Genomic DNA, 17,334 nt, shown 5'->3' with positions numbered 1-17,334 from the left:
ATTAAGCCCTTCAGAGGATTTTCTTGCGCCACCGGGCTGGCCAGCGAACGCGGCCCGCAAAACCGGGTAGAATGCCGCCCACGCAATGAGGGTATTGGAAATGGCTTTAGTCGGGCGCTACAACAGTTTGCAAGTGGTTAAACACACTAATTTCGGTTTATATCTGGACGGTGGCGCGGATGGCGAAATCCTCCTGCCCAATCGTTATATTCCCAAAGATATTCCCAGCGAAGATGAAGATTGGCTCAACGTTTTTATTTATTTGGACAGCGATGACAAACTCATCGCAACTACCGAAAAGCCGAAAGTTCAGGTCGGTGAATTCGCCAGTTTAAAAGTCGTTGAAGTCAACAGCATCGGTGTTTTCCTGGATTGGGGTTTGCCGAAGGATCTGTTGCTGCCGTACTCCGAAGAAAAGCGTCAGATGACCGCCGGCGAATATGTCGTGGTGCATGTCTACCTCGACAAGCACACCCGCCGCATCACCGCGACGGCGCGTCTGGACCGCTACCTCGACAAGACCCCGGCCAACTACACCCCTGGCCAGGAAGTTGATTTGTTGGTTGCCGAAGCCACCGATATGGGCTTCAAGGCGATCATCAACAACAAGCACTGGGGTCTGATCCACAAGAACGAAATCTTCAAGTTCATGCGCGCCGGTAAAGAAGAGAGGGGCTTTATCAAAGAAGTCCGTGCCGACGGCAAGATCAGCCTGAGCCTGCAACCGGTGGGCGAAGAAGCCGCCACCAGTCTGAACTCGAAGATTCTCGCCAAGTTGCGCGACAACAATGGCAGCCTGCCGGTCAGCGACAAGAGCGACCCGACGGTGATCAGCAGTATGTTTGGCGTGAGCAAAGGTAACTTCAAAAAGGCCATTGGTGCGTTGTACAAGAACGGCCAGATCGTCATTCATGCCGATCGCATTGAACTGAGCTGATCTCGCGCCGGCCCCTGTTGCGAGTACTGCCATGTTTTGTGTTGTCGAGGTGTTCCGGTGAGCGCCACCCGGCGCAGCGCCGATGGGTTTGCCCTGCAAGTGATGATCGGGTTGTGCCTGATCTGGGGTATTCAGCAAGTGATGATCAAGTGGGCGGCGCCAGACATCGCGCCGGTCATGCAGGCCGCTGGGCGCTCGGGTATTTCCGCGTTGCTCGTAGGAATGTTGATCTGCTGGAAGGGCGGCTGGGATCAAGTGGGCAACACCTGGCGCGGTGGATTACTGGCGGGCGCGCTCTTTGGCCTGGAGTTCTTCTTCATTTCCGAAGGCCTGCAACTGACCACGGCTGCGCACATGTCGGTATTCCTTTACACCGCGCCGATCTTCACCGCATTGGGCGTTCATTGGCTGTTGCCGAGTGAGCGTTTAAGGCCGGTCCAGTGGCTGGGTATTTTCCTCGCCTTCGTCGGGATCGCCATCGCCTTTGCCGGTGGAGTGTCCTGGGACAACCTCGATCACCGCATGTTGATGGGCGATGCGCTGGGCGTACTGGCTGGCGCGTCATGGGGGGCAACCACAGTGGTGGTGCGCGCTTCGCGCCTGTCGGAAGCGCCGGTGACGCTGACGCTGTTCTATCAATTGATCGTCGGTTTCGTTGGCCTGTTGCTGATCGCGATCCTCAGCGGCCAGGTCACCCACGTCAGCCTGACCACCGTGGCGGTGGCCAGTGTGTTGTTCCAGGGATTGGTGGTGTCGTTCTTCAGTTACCTGACCTGGTTCTGGCTGTTGCGCCGTTATCTGGCGGCGAACCTGGCCGTGTTTTCGTTCATGACGCCGCTATTCGGCGTCACGTTCGGCGTGGTGCTGCTGGGCGAAGAGCTGAGCTTCAACTTCGTTGTCGGCGCGGTGCTGGTGTTGTTGGGCATCACGTTTGTCAGCGCTGAGCAGTGGGTGCGCCGTCGCTTGCGCAAAGCCCTTGGGCAGAACTGACCGGACGCAGTAACAGACCGCCGGCGACAATCAAACCGGTGGCGGCGAAAACCAGCGCGGGCTGCAGACCACCGCTGAAGTGGCTGCTCAACGCCGCCAGCAACGGCCCGCTGAGCTGACCCACGGCAAAGCACGCCGTCAGCAGCCCGGCGTTGCGCTGGGTGGCGTGGGGCGCCAGCTCCCGGGAGCGTTGCATCACCAATTGCATGCAGGCCAGGAACGGCGTACCGCAGAGGATGACGCCCAAGACCAGGCCTGGACCGCTGCCCAACAAGCAGGCGAAGACCCCGGCGGCTTGCAGCCACAACGTCGCCATCAGCCAATAACGAGTGCCATACGGGTGTTGTCGACGCAGACTCACCAGCACCACCCCGATGGCCGAAGCAAGACCGAAGCAAGGCCAGAACAGATCGGCCTGCCATTGGCCATGGAACTGCGCGTTGGCCATTTGCGAGAGGAAAGTGGCCGGAATGATGTAGCCCAAACCGTACAGCCCATAGACGACGCCTAAACGGCCGATGTCATGATTTCCCGAGCCAGCGACGCTGGGGACGGAGGCCACGGTCGTGGCCGGTTGTGGCAGGAACGGCAGAATCCCCAGCAGCATTGCCAGCCCGACACCGGCATACACCAGCCACAAGGCTGCAGACGTCTGCCCCAGCAGGTTCGACCCCAAGGCCAACAAACCCGTCAGAAAAATCCCCAGGCCCGGTCCGGCAAATACCAGTGCGCCGAGTCGTGGACGACCGGCTGCCGCGGCCAGTGGCTGGCTCAACGCGGTGATCATCACCAGCACCCAAGCACTGGCCACACCGGTGCCGAACCGCAGCACCAGATGGGACCAAAATCCATTGGCCCAGAACGATGCCAGGGTCAGCAGTACACAGAGCCACAAACCACCCAGCAGCCGCCGCCGAACTTGATCGGGACGGCGATAGAACATCGCGTCCACCGCGCCAACGAAGTAGCCGAGGTAGTTGGCCGCAGCAATCAGACCGGCGGCGGTCAGGTCGATCTGACCTTCGCTGAGCAGGTGCGGCAACTGAGGCGTGAGGGCGAAACGCCCGATGCCCATGGCCATCATCAGGGCGATGAAACTGGCGAGTAAGCGAATCAGTGGAGACATAGTCTGAATTCCAGCAGAGGATCAATGACCGTCAGGCTAGGACTGATTGACTTTCTTTTAAAATGAATAATAGTGAGTAACTTGTTCTGATTTGGAGAATGGCGTGGAATTCAGCCAATTGCGGATTTTCCAGGCTGTGGCGCAGGAAGGCTCGATCACTCGGGCGGCTGAACGCCTGCACCGGGTGCCGTCGAACCTGTCGACCCGGCTCAAACAACTGGAAGAGCAACTCGGCGTAGAACTTTTCGTGCGTGAACGTCAGCGTTTGCAGTTGTCGCCTGCGGGAAAAGTCCTGCTGGACTACACCGCCAAGTTGTTCAATCTGCGCGACGAAGCTCAAGCGGCGGTGCAGGGCGGGCAACCGGCCGGGGACTTCGTACTCGGCACGATGTACAGCACGGCGGCGATTCATCTGCCGGGGTTGTTGGCGCGTTATCACCGCACTTACCCGGCGGTGAACCTGCAAGTGCAGTCCGGGCCAAGCGGTGAGTTGCTTGAAGGTTTGCTCACCGGTCGTCTCGATGCGGCGTTGGTGGACGGTCCGCTGGAACTGGCCGGGCTCGACGGCGTGCCGTTGTGCGACGAACGGCTGGTGCTGATCAGCGAGGCCGATCATCCGCCGATCCTCAGCGCGCTGGATGTGGAAGGGCGCTCGGTGTTCACCTTTCGGCAAGGTTGCTCCTACCGCATGCGCCTGGAAGCCTGGTTCTCCCATTACCACGCGGCCATGGGCCGGGCGATGGAAATCGAGTCTTATCCGGGGATGCTTGCCTGCGTGATCGCCGGCTCAGGCGTGGCGCTGATGTCGGAGTCGATGCTCGCCAGCCTGCCGGGCCGCGAAAGCGTGGCGGTGCATCCGTTGGCCGAGCCATTTGCCAGTGCCACCACGTGGCTGATGTGGCGCAAAGGCATGGTCGGGGCGAACCTGAACGCCTGGCTTGAGCAGCAACAATTGGTCTATCCCTCGGCGCCGAGTCAGGCTCGGGCGATAGCTTGAACTATCGGTCAGGTATTTTGATCAATTCAGTAACAGATCATTGCGACTTTGGGCGAGCATTGCGTAGGACTTCGGACTATTATCAGTGCGAAGTGGCTACAGAATTTTGGCCACTCGGCACTACCCTGAAGGGGGCACCATGAAAGAGAAAATCCAAAACTGGCTGCACGACCTGGGTGTTGCACTCGGTTTGATCGAACCGCCTCTGCAACCTGTGCCTATTCGCACTGACGACGAACAACGCCGACGCCAGCCGCGTCGCAGGTAACGCGTCAAGGCCTAAAAGATCGCAGCCTTCGGCAGCTCCTACAGGGAGCAGTGCGAATGCTGCGATTGTCCATATACCTGTAGGAGCTGCCGAAGGCTCGGGCCGCGTTCGGACGATCTTGGCGCTCTACAGGTCAATGCCGCCCGATCTCCATCAAAAACCGGCTCAAGTCATTCGCCGTCCTGGCGGTCTTGAGTATCTGATCTTCCTCTGCCGTAAATGCCGTCAAACCCAGCTCATCTTCCAGATGGAAGATCAGCTCTTCGATATCTTCTTTATCCAATCCCAATTGCGCCAGGCTCGCGTTGTCGTCGAAGTCATCATGACCCTCCAGCAGGCGGCTGATGAAACGATGCACGACAGCACGAACGGCAGCTCTTTTCATGGTGGTTCTTCGAGGGCGTTATTGTTGTTATCCCTGGGCTGAGTACAGCAGGCTTCAGGCGTGCAAGCGCTGCCACTCGTCAATCATCGTGCGCAAATGTTCCCCGGAAAAACTCCCGAAATGCCCGCCATGCACCGTGCGGATCGGTAACTCGCGCAAGCGCTTCAGGCTGCGGGCGTAGTCGTCGAGGTTGGAATGGTAGGCGTCTTCGATCAGCGGCCCGTCGTAGATGATGTCGCCGCTGAACAGCGTCTCGGTCGCCGCTTCGTACAGGCTGATGCCGCCCGGTGAATGCCCCGGCGTATGCAGCACTTGCAGCGTGCGGTTGCCCAGATCCAGCACGTCGCCTTCTTCGATCAGGCCGGTGGCTGGAGCAGCTTTGACCCGGTATTCGGCGTAGCACAACGGGCAGTCGGGATGCGCTTCGAACATCTCGTCGCCGACAAACGCTGTACTCAGTGTGTTCTCGCCGTCCGGTGACGCGAGGATCTGCGCTTCAGCCGGATGCACCAGCCGTTCAGGAAATTCGTGATGCCCGGCGATGTGGTCGAAATGGCAATGACTGGCCACGGCTACCAGCGGCCGTTCGGTGATCCACGGCAGTTGCTCGCGCAGGCTGACCAGCCCGGAACCGCTGTCCAGCAGCAAGTCCTTGTCGCGACCCTGGATGTGCCAGAGGTTGCAGCGACAGAAGGGGCGGATGTAAGGCTCGTGAATCAGGCGAATGCCGTCACTGAGCTGTTTCACCTCGAACCATTGATCGCGGCTGACGATCTTCATAAACGATTTTCTCCAGACGAAAAAAAACGGGTGTGGCAACCGACGCCACACCCGTCGAAGAAAGCATCAAGTCGTTATGTTCAGCTTAGGCAGGGCTGGCCACTGCTGCCGGACGAGGGGACAGCAAACTGACCAGCACGAAGCTCACCAGACCAACACCGAGGCTGTAGTAGATCGGGGTGTTGGCATCCAGACCATCCTTGAACATGAACACCAGCGCCGTGGCGAAGCCCACGCCCATGCTGGCGATAGCGCCGGCGGTGGTTGCGCGTTTCCAGAAAATCGCACCGATCAGCGGGATCAGCATGCCGCCCACCAGCAGGTTGTACGCCAGGGTCAGGGCGCTGATCACGTCATTCACGACCAGAGCGATGCCGAGTACAACGATGCCGGTCAACAGGGTGAACAGGCGGTTGATGCCCAGAGTCGACTGTTTGCCGCCGCGCAGTTTCGGCAGCAGGTCTTCGGTGAGGGTGGTGGCGGCGGCGAGCAGGCCGGCGCTGGCGGTGGACATCATGGCGGCCAGGGCAGCGGCGATCACCAGACCACGGATACCGTCCGGCAGGGACAGTTTTACGATGGCGGCGAAGGCGTTGTTGACGTTGTCCAGGTCCGGGATCAGCACATGTGCGGCCATGCCGATCAGGGCACAGGCCAGTCCGTAAAGGATGCAGTAGAAGCCTGCGAATGTACCGGCGACCTGAGCCACTTTGGCGCTCTTGACGGTGAACACACGCTGCCAGATGTCCTGACCGATCAGGATCCCGAAGAAGTAGATCATGAAGTAGGTGATGATGGTGTCCCAGCCAATCGTGGTGAAGCTGAAGGCGGTGGCCGGCAGTTTCAACACCAACTCATCCCAGCCGCCGACGCGGTACAGGCAGATTGGCAACAGGATGAACATCAGGCCCACGGTCTTGATCACGAACTGGACGATGTCGGTCAGGGTCAGGGACCACATGCCGCCGATCGCCGAGTAAATCACCACCACGCCACCGCCGACCAATACCGACAGCCAGAACGGCAGGTCGAACAGCACTTGCAGCACGGTGCCAATGGCCAGGATCGAGACCACGCCGATCATCAGCGCATACGCCAGCATGATCACCGCGCTCGCGGAGCGGGCCATCGGGTTGTAGCGTTTTTCCAATACCTGGGTAACGGTGTAGATCTTCAGTTTCAGCAGCGGTTTGGCGAGGAACAGGTTCAGTGCCACGATCCCGCAACCGAGGGCCGCACAGAGCCAGAAACCGGAGATGCCATGGACGTAGCCCAGGCGCACGGTGCCGACGGTGGACGCGCCGCCCAGAACGGTGGCGGCCATGGTGCCCATGTACAGGCTCGGGCCGAGGTTACGACCGGCGACCAAAAAGTCTTCGTTGGTCTTGGCCTTGCGCATGCCGTAGTAGCCGAGTATCAGCATCGCGGCGGCGTAGATGAGTACGACGAATAAATCCAAAGCCATGATGGCGTGTCTCCGATTGTCTTTTTTATGTTGGAACAAAGATGATTCAGTGGTGTAGCTCTTTGTGGGAGCGAGCTTGCTCGCGATGACGGCGGCACATTCAAGAGTGATGTGGCTGATCGATCGCTATCGCGAGCAAGCTCGCTCCCACAGGTTTCTTGGTGTCAGGCTGCTTGGCGCAAATCCACCTCAGGGGCGATGACACCCTTGCTGCGTGCATCGTTTGGACCGAACACCGCGGCCGATTCCGGGAACAGGCTCAACAGCGCCAGGTACACCAGCGACGCCAGGCCAAGGGTGACCGGCAAGCTGATGTCGATGCCGCCGGCCAGTTCACCGAGCGGACCCACGAACTGCCCAGGCAGGTTCACAAAGCACAAGCCCACCGCAGCGCTCGGGATCCAGGCCCCCAGCCCACGCCAGTTCCAGCCATGCGTGAACCAGTAGCGGCCACCTTTCTCGCCGCGGGTGAACACTTGCAGGTCATCCGGGCAGTAGAAGCCGCGGCGCACCAGCAGGCCGATGATCATGATCACCATCCACGGTGTGGTGCAGGTGATGATCAGCACGGCGAAGGTCGACACGCTCTGCACCAGATTCGCTGCAAAGCGGCCGATGAAGATGAAGGCAATCGACATCACGCCGATCAGCAACGTTGCCTTGACCCGCGACAGCACACGAGGGAACACGCTGGACATGTCCAGCCCGGTGCCATAGAGCGAAGTGGTGCCGGTGGACATGCCGCCGATCACCGCGATCAGGCACACCGGCAGGAAGAACCAGCTCGGCGAAACGGCCAGCAGGCCGCCGACGTAGTTGTTGGCGGCGATGTAGTCCGGCGCCTTGATCGCTACGATGGTGGCAGTGGCGAGGCCGAACAGGAACGGGATGAAGGTCGCGATCTGCGAGATCACCACCGCCGCCATGATCCGACGCTTGGAGGTGTCACGCGGGATGTAACGCGACCAGTCACCGAGGAACGCGCCGAAGGAAATCGGGTTGCTCATCGCCACCAGCGCCGCGCCGATGAAGGCGGCCCAGAAACCCGGTTGACCCATGCTGACGGTGCCGGCGTAGTTCACATCGAACGGACCGACGAAGGCGAAGATGCCCAGCAGGAACAACAGACTGGCGCTCCACACCGCGATCTTGTTGACCCACAGCAGGAAGCGGAAGCCGTAGATGCAAACGGTCAGCACCAGGATCGCGAACAGACCGTAGGCCAGGCCCAGGGTCAGGTCGGTTTCCGGAAGTCCGATCAGGCGTTTGGCGCCACCGATCAGCGCATCACCCGAACTCCACACCGAAAGCGAGAAGAAGGCGATGGCGGTCAACAGCGACAGAAACGAACCGACAATGCGCCCGTGCACACCAAAGTGCGCACCGGAAGACACGGCGTTGTTGGTGCCATTGATAGGCCCGAACAGGCCCATTGGCGCAAGGATCAGCGAGCCCAGCAACACACCGAGCACAATCGCCCAGACGCCCGCCTGGAAAGACAAGCCGAACAGTACCGGGAAACTACCGAGCACGGCGGTGGCAAAGGTGTTGGAACCCCCAAAGATCATCCGGAACAAATCCGTCGGGCCTGCGGTGCGTTCACTGTCCGGGATCTGTTCGACCCCGTAGGTTTCGATGTGCGTAAGGCTTTGGTCTTTGTTGTTATTCATGATCAGCTCCGATCATAAAGGCGCGCTCATCGTGTGCGAGCGTCACCTGTTTGGCTAAGGGGTTGGCAGCCCTTCCGGCGTCGCGGACAAATGTTCGTGGCAGGCCAGCCATAGGCCTTGTTGTTGTCGGCGAAACACAATCGTCTCGCGCTCCTGGCTGAAGTGTTGCTCCCCTTGCATGCGCAGCTCGGTGGCCACGTCATGGATGAAAATCGCCACGTCGCCCTGCAGGCTGACGAAAGCGTTGCTCGAGGTGCACGAAAGCACCTCGAAGCCATCCTCCGAGCGCCAGGTGTCCCACAACGCCTGATAGGCATCGCGCGACAGCAGGGGCTGTTCGAGGGTGTAGAACACGAAGCTGGCGTCGGTGCTGAACGCACCGAAATAGGCTTCGCGATCATTACGGGCGAAGGCGGCTACCAGATCGGCAGCGGCCTGGAGTACCTGATCACGTTCGTTCACGACCAATCCTCAGCGGTGGACTACGCCAGGCAGTACGCAGAGCATTTCGTACAGCAGGTTGGCGGCCAGCAGCGAGGTGTTGCCGGTGGTGTCGTAAGCGGGCGAGACTTCTACCAGATCGCAACCGACCAGGTCGAGGCCTTGGCAGCCGCGAACGATTTCAATCGCCTGAATGGTCGTCAGACCACCGATTTCCGGGGTGCCGGTACCTGGCGCCCACGCTGGATCGATACCGTCGATGTCGAAACTCAGGTACACCGGACCGCCGCCAACTTTCTCGCGAACTTCGGCCATTAGCGGTGCCAGGGATTTGTGCCAGCACTCTTCGGCCTGAACCACACGGAAACCCTGGTTGCGGCTCCAGTTGAAGTCGTCAGCGGTGTAGCCCTGAGCGCGCAGGCCGATTTGCACCACGCGGTCCGGATCCAGAAGGCCTTCTTCGACAGCGCGACGGAAGGTGGTGCCGTGGGCGATTTTCTCGCCGAACATGTGGTCGTTCACATCGGCGTGAGCGTCGATGTGCACCAGGCCGACCTTGCCGTGCTTCTTATGGATCGCACGCAGGATTGGCAGGGTGATGGTGTGGTCGCCGCCGAGGGTCAGGGGGATCACATTGTGTTCGAGGATTTTGTGGTAGGACTCTTCGATGATCCGTACCGCGTCCAGCAGGTTGAACGTGTTGATCGCCACGTCACCGATGTCGGCAACCGACAGCGAGTCGAACGGGGCAGCGCCGGTGGCCATGTTGTACGGGCGGATCATTACCGATTCAGCGCGGATTTCGCGAGGTCCGAAACGGGTGCCGGGGCGCAGCGAGGTGCCGATGTCCAGCGGGACGCCAACGAAGGCAGCATCCAGACCGGCAGCGGTTGGCAAATGGGGGAGTCGCATCATGGTGGCGATGCCGCCGAAGCGCGGCATTTCATTGCCGCCCAGTGGTTGGTGAAGAGTCTTGTCCACGGGTAGGGCCTCATCGTCGTTGTTTTATTTATGTCGGTTGACCGGTCGGAGAGACACGGGCACCGCTGTGGGCCGATTCTGCGAAATGTAGTGGCCGGGAAGAATCGCTACGGGCAAATACTTAGTTCAGATTTTTCTAAACTAATGGAGACGACGACGATAGACTTGATGCCATGCGCGAGTTCCTTGATGCCTGGCAGTCGGGTATTGAACACTGCAACCCATGTGGGAGCGAGCTTGCTCGCGATAGCGGTGGGTCAGTCAATATCGATGTTGACTGTGCGGCCCTCATCGCGAGCAAGCTCGCTCCCACAGTGATCCGTGTCTCTCAAAAGTATTGCGTGTTTCGTTGTAATTGGAGTGTCTGATGGCCAACGCTTTACCCGACCTGAAACTTTTGCGCATCTTCGTCAGCGTGGTTCGCCATCAGGGGTTTGCCAACGCCCAGCAAGAGCTCAACCTCTCGACCTCGGCCATCAGCACTTACATGAGCCAGCTCGAAGCCGCCCTCGGCCTGGTCCTCTGCCATCGCGGCCGGGGTGGTTTCAGCCTGACCAGCAAAGGCGAACTGTTCCATCAGGAAACCTTGCGTCTGCTCGGCGAACTCGAAGGCTTCGAGCAATACGCCGCGGCGCTCAAGGGCGAACTGCGCGGCACCTTGAACCTCGGTGTCATCGACTCCACTGTCAGCGACAAGGCCTTGCCCTTCGCCGAAGCCATTGGCGCTTACAGCCAGGAACACCCGGCCGTGCATTTGCACCTCTCGGTGATGAGCCCTTACGAACTGCAACTCGGCGTGCAGGATAACCGTCTCGACCTGGCCATCGGCGCGTTCTCCACGCGCATGAGCGGTCTGGTCTACATGCCGCTGTACCGCGAACAACACTGGTTGTATTGCAGCAGTCGTCATCCACTGTTCACCGAGCGGCGCATTCCCGAGCAAGTCATCACTCAGCAGCGCATGGTTGGCCGCGGCTACTGGAGCCAGGCGGAACTGGCACGCCACGGTTTCAAACACAGCGCGGCGACGGTGGAAAGTATGGAGGCGCAGCTGATTCTAGTGCTGTCTGGTGCCTACATCGGTTACCTGCCGGAGCACTACGCCCAGGCTTGGGCTGACAAGGGCGATTTGCGGGTGCTGCTGCCGGCGACCTTCGGCTATCAGGCGCCGTTCTCGATGATCGTGCGTCGTGGCCGCAGCCGCGAGCCGCTGATCCAGACCTTTCGCGATTTGCTTAAAGCACAACTGAATCAGGCTTGAAAAAATGTCCAGAATCCAATGTCCGCGCTGCCTGCGCCCACAAACCCATTGTCTGTGCCCACTGATTCCGAACCTCGACAGCCGCACCCGGGTGTTGCTGCTGCAACATCCCAGCGAAGTGAACCATGCGCTGAACACCGCACGTTTGGCGGCGTTGGGGTTGCAGAATGCCGAGTTGATTGTGGGCGAGGTGTTCGAAGATTTGCCGGCATTGTTGAATCAGCCGGGTTATCAGGCGCGGCTGCTGTTTCCTGCCGATGATGCGCAGCCGTTGCAGGCTTACACGGCAACTGATCAACCATTATTGCTGGTCGTCCCGGACGGCACCTGGCGCAAGGCGCGCAAGATGCTGCACCTCAACCCGCTGCTGGCAGCGTTGCCGAGGGTGACGTTGGCGCAGGGCGGGGTGTCGAGATATCGATTGCGCAAGGCTCCGGGGCCGGGCGCGTTGTCGACGGTGGAGGCGATTGTTCAGGCGTTGCAGACCCTCGAAGCGCCGACCACTTTTGAGCCGTTGCTACGGCCGTTCGAAGCCTTGATCGAGGGGCAAATTGCGGCGATGGGGGAGGCGGTTTTTCAGCGTAATCATGGGCCGAAATAGTCGTTGTGATTCAGGGCCTCTTCGCGAGCAAGCCCGCTCCCACATTTGATCGCATTTCTCCTGAGGAACTCGGTCGAATGTGGGAGCGGGCTTGCTCGCGAAGACGGTAGAACAATCACAGAAAATCCCAGCCAGAGACTAACGTTCGCGCATCGCCTCGGTCCGGGCTTTAAGCACCGGTTTGAGCAAGTAATCCAGCACACTTTTCTCCCCGGTGATGATATCCACCGTCGCCACCATCCCCGGAATGATCAGCAACGGTTTCACATCCCCGCCCAAGTGATTCTTATCCGTCCTCACCTGAATCAGGTAGAAGCTGTTGCCCTTGTCATCCGTAATCGTGTCCGCCCCAATCAACTCCAGCTTCGCACTCAACCCTCCATAAATCGTGTAGTCATAAGCACTGAACTTGACCATCGCTTTCTGCCCCGGGTGCAGAAACGCCACGTCCTGCGGCCGGACTTTGGCTTCGATCAGCAAGTTGTCTTCCAGCGGCACAATTTCCACCATGTCGCTGCCCGGCTGGACCACGCCGCCGATGGTGTTGACCTTCAACACTTTGATAATCCCGTGAACCGGCGACACCACCGTGGTGCGGGTTACGCGGTCATCGATAGCAATGCTCGATGCCGTGATCTTCGACAGGTCGGTGCGTTTTTCATTCAGCTCTTTCGCCGCGTCGGAGCGGAAGGATTGTTCGGACTCATCAATCTTGCTTTTGATCTCATTGATCGCCGATTCCGCACGGGGAATCGCCAGGGTCGTGGCATTCAATGAGCCGCGAATCTCCACCGCGCTGCGTTTGAGTCGCAAGATTTCCACCGGCGAAACCGCCCCGGTGCCTACCAGCGGGGCGGACATGTTCATCTCTTGTTGCAGTAATGCCAGGCTTGAACTGAATTGGCCCTGTTTGGAGCGGAACTCCGCCAGTTCCTGGGTTTTTTGCCGAAGTTGTTCACTCAGGGTGCGCTGTTCGCTGGCCAGTCGACGTTGCCGTTGCTCGTACAGCGAGCGTTCGTCCTCAGCCACTTGCGGCGCCTTGGCGATCACTTCCGGGGACAGCTTGAATGGCCTGCCTTCCGCTTCTGCCGACAGCCGTTCGACCTGCGCGATCAACGCATAACGATCCGCTTCGCTTTCGCCCTTGTTCGATAGGAATCGAGTGTCATCGAGGCGCAGCAAGGTGTCGCCCTTGTTCACCATTTGCCCTTCGCGAACGAAGATCTCAGTGACGATGCCGCCCTCCAGGTTCTGGATCACTTGAACCTTGCTCGACGGAATCGCCTTGCCTTCGCCCATGGTCACTTCCTGCAGCACCGCAAACTTGGCCCAGACCACCGCGGTGATAATCAGCGCAGCCGCCAGCCATACGGTGATCCGCGACCAGCGTGGGGAATCCTGTAACGAGGCGCCGGCGGTTTCCGGCATGAATTCGCTTTCGGCGCTTTTGCTGAAACTGCCAAAGTATCCGCGTGGCTTCGAATTAGAGCGCGACGCGTCGGATGATGAACGGGCCATGGCTAGCTCCTAGACAGCCGCAGAGCCGACACGGCCCTTGCGCAGTGCATCGATGACCACTTCTTTCGGACCGTCGGCGACGATCCGCCCGTTGTCCAGCACCACTAGGCGATCCACCAGGCTGAGCATCGAGGTGCGGTGGGTCACCAGCAGCAGGGTTTTGCCCTGGACCCAGCGGTGGAGTTTTTGCCGCAGAACGTCTTCGCTGCTGTTGTCCATGGCGCTGGTGGGTTCGTCGAGCAACATGATCGGCGGATCCAGCAACAAGGCGCGGGCCAGCAACACCGCCTGACGTTGCCCGCCGGACAGCAGTTGTCCGCGTTCACCCACTGGGCGGTCGAAACCTTGCGGATGTTGACGGGCCAGCTCGGTGACGCCGGTCAGTTCGGCGACTTCGAGCATCCGTGAATCGCTGATGTAGCGGGCGCCGAGGGTCAGGTTGTCGCGCAGGCTGCCGGCCAACAGTGGCAGGTCATGGGCGACGTAACCGATTTGCTGGCGCAGGTCGGCGACGTCCAGTTGCCGCAGGTCGAGGCCATCGAGCAGCAGTTGGCCTTCTTCCGGTGCGTAGAAACCCATCACCAGCCGCGCCAACGTACTTTTGCCCGAGCCGCTGCGGCCGATGATGCCGATCCGCTCGCCGGGTTTCACGCTGAAGCTGATGTTGGCCAGGGCCGGAGCGTTCTGGCCGTTGTAGTGGAACGTCACGCTACTGACGTCTATCGCGCCTTGCAGTTGCGTGCGTTCCAGCGGCCGTTGTTTGGCGTCGCGTTCCTGCGGCAAAGACATCAGCGCATCGGTGCTTTTCATGGTCAGTTGCGCTTGCTGGTAGCGGGTGATCAAACCGGCAATCTGCCCCAGCGGCGCGAGCACCCGGCTGCCGAGCATGTAGGTCGCCACCAGCGCGCCCACGCTGAGGTTGCCGGCGATGATGCTGTAGACCCCGGCGACGATGGTCGCCATGCCGGAGAATTGCTGGATGAACAGCGTGCCGTTGGTGGCCAGTGCCGAGAGGTTGCGCGCATGGCTGTCGAGGCGGGTGAGGGCGCCGTGGGTGCTTTCCCATTTGTGCTGGCGTTCGCTTTCGGCGCTGCAGGCCTTGAGGGTTTCCAGGCCGCCGAGGGTTTCGATCAGCAGCGCCTGGCGTTCGGCGCCCAGGGTCAGGCTTTTCTGTACGGTGTCGCGCAGGCGCACCTGGATCACCATTGCGAAGATGATCGTGATCGGAAACGCCAGTAACGGAATCACCACCAGCCAGCCACCGAGCAGGCCGATCACCACCAGCATCAGCACGGCAAAGGGCAGGTCGATCAGGCTCGTCAGCGTCACGGCGGTGAGGAATTCCCGCAGGCCCTGGAAGTCGTGAATGCTTTGGGCGAAACCACCAATGGTCGCCGGTCGCGCTTTCATCGCCATGCCGGTGATGCGTTCGAACAACGTGGCCGAAAGGATCACGTCGGTTTTCTTCCCGGCGGTGTCCAGCAGGTGCGCGCGGACCACCCGCAACACCAGTTCGAAACCGGTGCCGATCAGCAAGCCGATGGACAGCACCCACAGCGTCGACGTGGCCTGGTTCGGCACCACCCGATCGTAGGTCTGCATCACGAACAGCGGCACCATCATCCCCAGCAGGTTGATCAAGAAACTCGCCAGAATCGCATCGCTGTACAGCCATTTCGACAGCTTCAACGTGTCGCGAAACCACGCCTCAACCCGTGGCACCAGCGGCGAACGCAAGTCTTCGAGTTCATGCCGTGGCCGCGCGAACAAGGCCTGGCCGCTGTAATTCTCGGCCAGTTCGTCCGTGCTGACCCATTGTTCACCGCCGTCGGATTCGCTCGGCAAAATCAGCAACTGCCCGTCATCGCCGAAGCGTCGTAGAACGGCAGTACGGCCGTTGTTGAGGATCAGCATCACAGGCAGGTTGAGGGCGTAAATATCCGCCAGTTCACGACGCAGCAATCGCGCCTGCAAACTGGCCCGGGCCGCTGCGCGAGGCAGCAGGTCCAGGCTCAAGCGTTGCTTGTTCAGGGGGAGCCCGGCACTCAGGCTGGCGCGGCTGACCGTCGCGCCGTGAAGTCTGCAGAGGATCAACAGACCGTCCAGAAGCGGGTCATCGAAGCTCAGGCGCGGATCGACACTGATGTTACCGGGTTCCATGCTGGTCACATTGATCGCTCCAGTTGGCATAGGTATCGACACATATCCCTGTAGGAGCTGCCGAAGGCTGCGATCTTTTGACTTTGCTTTTAAACATCAAGATCAAAAGATCGCAGCCTTCGGCAGCTCCTACCGGGTTACCTCAGTTCAGGCAAACGGGCTTCGTTTTTTACTTCCGTGGAGGCGATCGCATCGGCGGGCAACACCACCCGTTGTTTGCTCAGCAACTGACCCATGTTCGCCAACACGCGGTACATCGAGAACTCCTCGGTGTAGCGCACTTCGGTGTAGCGGCGGTTGGCGTTGTAGAGCTCGTTTTCACTGTCCAGCAGGTCGAGCAGGGTGCGTTGGCCGAGGCCGAACTGGTCCTGATACGCCACGCGCACGCGTCGGCTGGTGTCCGCGTACTCGCGGGCGGTCGGGGTTTGTTTCTTGGCGTTGACCATGGCGTTCCAGGCCAGGTGAATGTTCTCGTTGAGTTGGCGCAGGGCATTGTTGCGGATGTCCATTGCCTGGTTGATCTGGTGCGCATCGGAGGCCAGGCGAGCCTTGTCACTGCCACCGCGGAACAGGTTGTAGTTCATCACCACGCCGACTCGCCATTCGTTGTCGTGGCCTTCATCGCCCTGCACGTTGTTGTTCGCACCCACGGCGGCTTCGGCGTCGAAGCGAGGGTAGAACGGTGATTTGGCAACTTCGTACTGGCTCTCGGCCGATTGCACATCGGCCTGAGCGGATTTCAGGTACGGGTTGTTTTCCACCATGCTTTGCTGGGCTTCCTGCAGGGTGGCGGGAAGTTCGCCGCGAGTCGAGGGCGGGGCTTCGAGTTCATCGGGCAGACGCCCCACGACGGCGTAGAAGTTCGACTCGGCATCCGCCAGATCGACTTCAGCGGTATCGAGGTTGTTTTGCGCCAGTGCCCGGCGAGCGACGGACTGGTCGGAGTCGGCGTTGCTGCCGATACCACGCTGGGTACGCAGACCGATCTGATCGTTGACCCGCATGTGAGCTTGCAGATTGTTCGTGGCCAAGGTCACCAGTTCGCGGCGCTTGAGCACTTCGAGGTAGACCTCGATGGTGCGCAGGGCCAGATCCTGAGCGGTGCCCTGAGCGTAATAGGCCCGGGAATTGACCACGCCTTTGGTGCGCTGGACTTCGTTGGCGGTATTGAAGCCATCGAAGAGCATCTGCCGCAGGCGCAATTCCGATTGGGTGTAGGTCAGGATTTCGGTGTGGTGATTGCCTAATGCCCGGGTGCTGGTGTTATCGCTGTACCCGCGCCCGTAGGCGGCATTCAGATCAACCGAAGGATAAAATCCTCCCTTGGCGACTTTCACTTGCTCATCGGCAGAGAGGCGGCTGTCTACACGCGACGCCAACTCCGGGTGGGTCGCGATGGTGCTCTGGATTGCCTCCGTCAATGACATGGCTTGAGCCTGAGAAGTGCAGGCCATGGCCAGAAGAATTGCGCTGCAGAGGGGGGTTAATACGCGCATGGGTGCCTCTCCCTGATTCCTAATGGTGCTTATTAGTCGCCAAATATTTGACGATATTTATAGTGAAACCGTTTCATGCTTGTAACAACAGAGCTAAGAACATTCTGGAGAGAACCATAGAAGAATTTTTCATAAGGCTTATGCCAAAAAAAACTTATGCGCTCCGCAAAATCCAGCACATTGTTCACTCCGAAAGCCCTTGATTTATGAGCGTTAGGGCGCTCAGCGGGGCTTGAGGAAAGTTCCAAATCACATATC

General features: G+C 59.7%; 16 protein-coding genes. 6 read left to right on the top strand and 10 right to left on the bottom strand.

Annotated elements, in window-relative coordinates; translation table 11 throughout:
• The first annotated feature begins 100 nt into the window (after positions 1-100).
• Positions 101-937, top strand: a complete 837-nt coding sequence (locus ACMXYH_RS24600) for a CvfB family protein (protein ID WP_415765236.1) — start codon at positions 101-103, stop codon at positions 935-937.
• 57 nt (positions 938-994) lie between these two features.
• Positions 995-1,927: a DMT family transporter gene (locus ACMXYH_RS24595; RefSeq protein WP_415765235.1), complete on the top strand. Its 933-nt coding sequence runs from the start codon at positions 995-997 to the stop codon at positions 1,925-1,927.
• Here the strand turns inward: ACMXYH_RS24595 and ACMXYH_RS24590 are convergent.
• Positions 1,872-3,053, bottom strand: coding sequence for an MFS transporter (locus tag ACMXYH_RS24590; RefSeq protein ID WP_415765234.1), 1,182 nt, complete (start codon positions 3,051-3,053; stop codon positions 1,872-1,874). The two genes, ACMXYH_RS24595 and ACMXYH_RS24590, sit on opposite strands and share 56 nt — an antisense overlap.
• 103 nt (positions 3,054-3,156) lie before the next feature.
• On the opposite strand from ACMXYH_RS24590, the gene ptrR reads away from it, so the two are divergent.
• Together ptrR and ACMXYH_RS24580 are read left to right on the top strand one after the other, a co-directional pair.
• Positions 3,157-4,050, top strand: a complete 894-nt coding sequence (gene ptrR / locus ACMXYH_RS24585; RefSeq protein ID WP_415765233.1) for a putrescine utilization regulator PtrR — start codon at positions 3,157-3,159, stop codon at positions 4,048-4,050.
• Positions 4,051-4,189: 139 nt separating this feature from the next.
• Positions 4,190-4,318, top strand: coding sequence for a PA1414 family protein (locus ACMXYH_RS24580; protein WP_003184145.1), 129 nt, complete (start codon positions 4,190-4,192; stop codon positions 4,316-4,318).
• A gap of 133 nt (positions 4,319-4,451) precedes the next feature.
• Here the strand turns inward: ACMXYH_RS24580 and ACMXYH_RS24575 are convergent, their stop codons facing one another.
• The 6 genes from ACMXYH_RS24575 to speB form a co-directional block, all read right to left on the bottom strand.
• On the bottom strand, positions 4,452-4,703 hold the full coding sequence (locus ACMXYH_RS24575; protein WP_415765232.1) for an acyl carrier protein: 252 nt from the start codon (positions 4,701-4,703) through the stop codon (positions 4,452-4,454).
• 54 nt (positions 4,704-4,757) lie between these two features.
• A complete protein-coding gene (locus ACMXYH_RS24570; protein WP_415765231.1) occupies positions 4,758-5,483 on the bottom strand; it encodes an MBL fold metallo-hydrolase in 726 nt (241 codons plus the stop codon).
• Between the two features lie 85 nt (positions 5,484-5,568).
• Positions 5,569-6,948: a sodium:solute symporter gene (locus ACMXYH_RS24565; RefSeq protein WP_415765230.1), complete on the bottom strand. Its 1,380-nt coding sequence runs from the start codon at positions 6,946-6,948 to the stop codon at positions 5,569-5,571.
• Between the two features lie 164 nt (positions 6,949-7,112).
• Positions 7,113-8,618: a purine-cytosine permease family protein gene (locus tag ACMXYH_RS24560; protein WP_415765229.1), complete on the bottom strand. Its 1,506-nt coding sequence runs from the start codon at positions 8,616-8,618 to the stop codon at positions 7,113-7,115.
• A 54-nt stretch (positions 8,619-8,672) separates the two neighbouring features.
• Positions 8,673-9,080 (bottom strand): YybH family protein, encoded by a 408-nt coding sequence (locus ACMXYH_RS24555; protein ID WP_415765228.1) that lies wholly within the window; start codon positions 9,078-9,080, stop codon positions 8,673-8,675.
• A gap of 9 nt (positions 9,081-9,089) precedes the next feature.
• A complete protein-coding gene (gene speB / locus ACMXYH_RS24550; protein ID WP_149630953.1) occupies positions 9,090-10,040 on the bottom strand; it encodes an agmatinase in 951 nt (316 codons plus the stop codon).
• A 367-nt stretch (positions 10,041-10,407) separates the two neighbouring features.
• Here speB and ACMXYH_RS24545 point away from each other — a divergent pair, with 367 nt between their 5' ends.
• Together ACMXYH_RS24545 and ACMXYH_RS24540 are read left to right on the top strand one after the other, a co-directional pair.
• Positions 10,408-11,301 carry a LysR family transcriptional regulator gene (locus ACMXYH_RS24545; protein ID WP_007945995.1) on the top strand — a complete coding sequence of 298 codons (894 nt, stop codon included), beginning with the start codon at positions 10,408-10,410 and terminating at the stop codon, positions 11,299-11,301.
• Positions 11,302-11,305: 4 nt separating this feature from the next.
• A complete protein-coding gene (locus ACMXYH_RS24540; RefSeq protein ID WP_134422128.1) occupies positions 11,306-11,902 on the top strand; it encodes a tRNA-uridine aminocarboxypropyltransferase in 597 nt (198 codons plus the stop codon).
• A gap of 138 nt (positions 11,903-12,040) precedes the next feature.
• Here ACMXYH_RS24540 and ACMXYH_RS24535 read toward each other — a convergent pair whose 3' ends face one another.
• From ACMXYH_RS24535 to ACMXYH_RS24525, 3 genes are all read right to left on the bottom strand, one after another.
• Positions 12,041-13,420 carry an HlyD family type I secretion periplasmic adaptor subunit gene (locus ACMXYH_RS24535; protein ID WP_415765227.1) on the bottom strand — a complete coding sequence of 460 codons (1,380 nt, stop codon included), beginning with the start codon at positions 13,418-13,420 and terminating at the stop codon, positions 12,041-12,043.
• Positions 13,421-13,429: 9 nt separating this feature from the next.
• Positions 13,430-15,589, bottom strand: coding sequence for a type I secretion system permease/ATPase (locus ACMXYH_RS24530; RefSeq protein WP_415765226.1), 2,160 nt, complete (start codon positions 15,587-15,589; stop codon positions 13,430-13,432).
• Positions 15,590-15,717: 128 nt separating this feature from the next.
• Positions 15,718-17,076 carry a TolC family outer membrane protein gene (locus ACMXYH_RS24525; RefSeq protein WP_415765225.1) on the bottom strand — a complete coding sequence of 453 codons (1,359 nt, stop codon included), beginning with the start codon at positions 17,074-17,076 and terminating at the stop codon, positions 15,718-15,720.
• Between the last annotated feature and the right edge of the window lie 258 nt (positions 17,077-17,334).

The sequence above is a fragment of the Pseudomonas frigoris genome, from assembly GCF_047758635.1.
GTDB classification, from domain to species: domain Bacteria; phylum Pseudomonadota; class Gammaproteobacteria; order Pseudomonadales; family Pseudomonadaceae; genus Aquipseudomonas; species Aquipseudomonas frigoris.
This window is presented reverse-complemented; position numbering and strand designations above follow the sequence as displayed.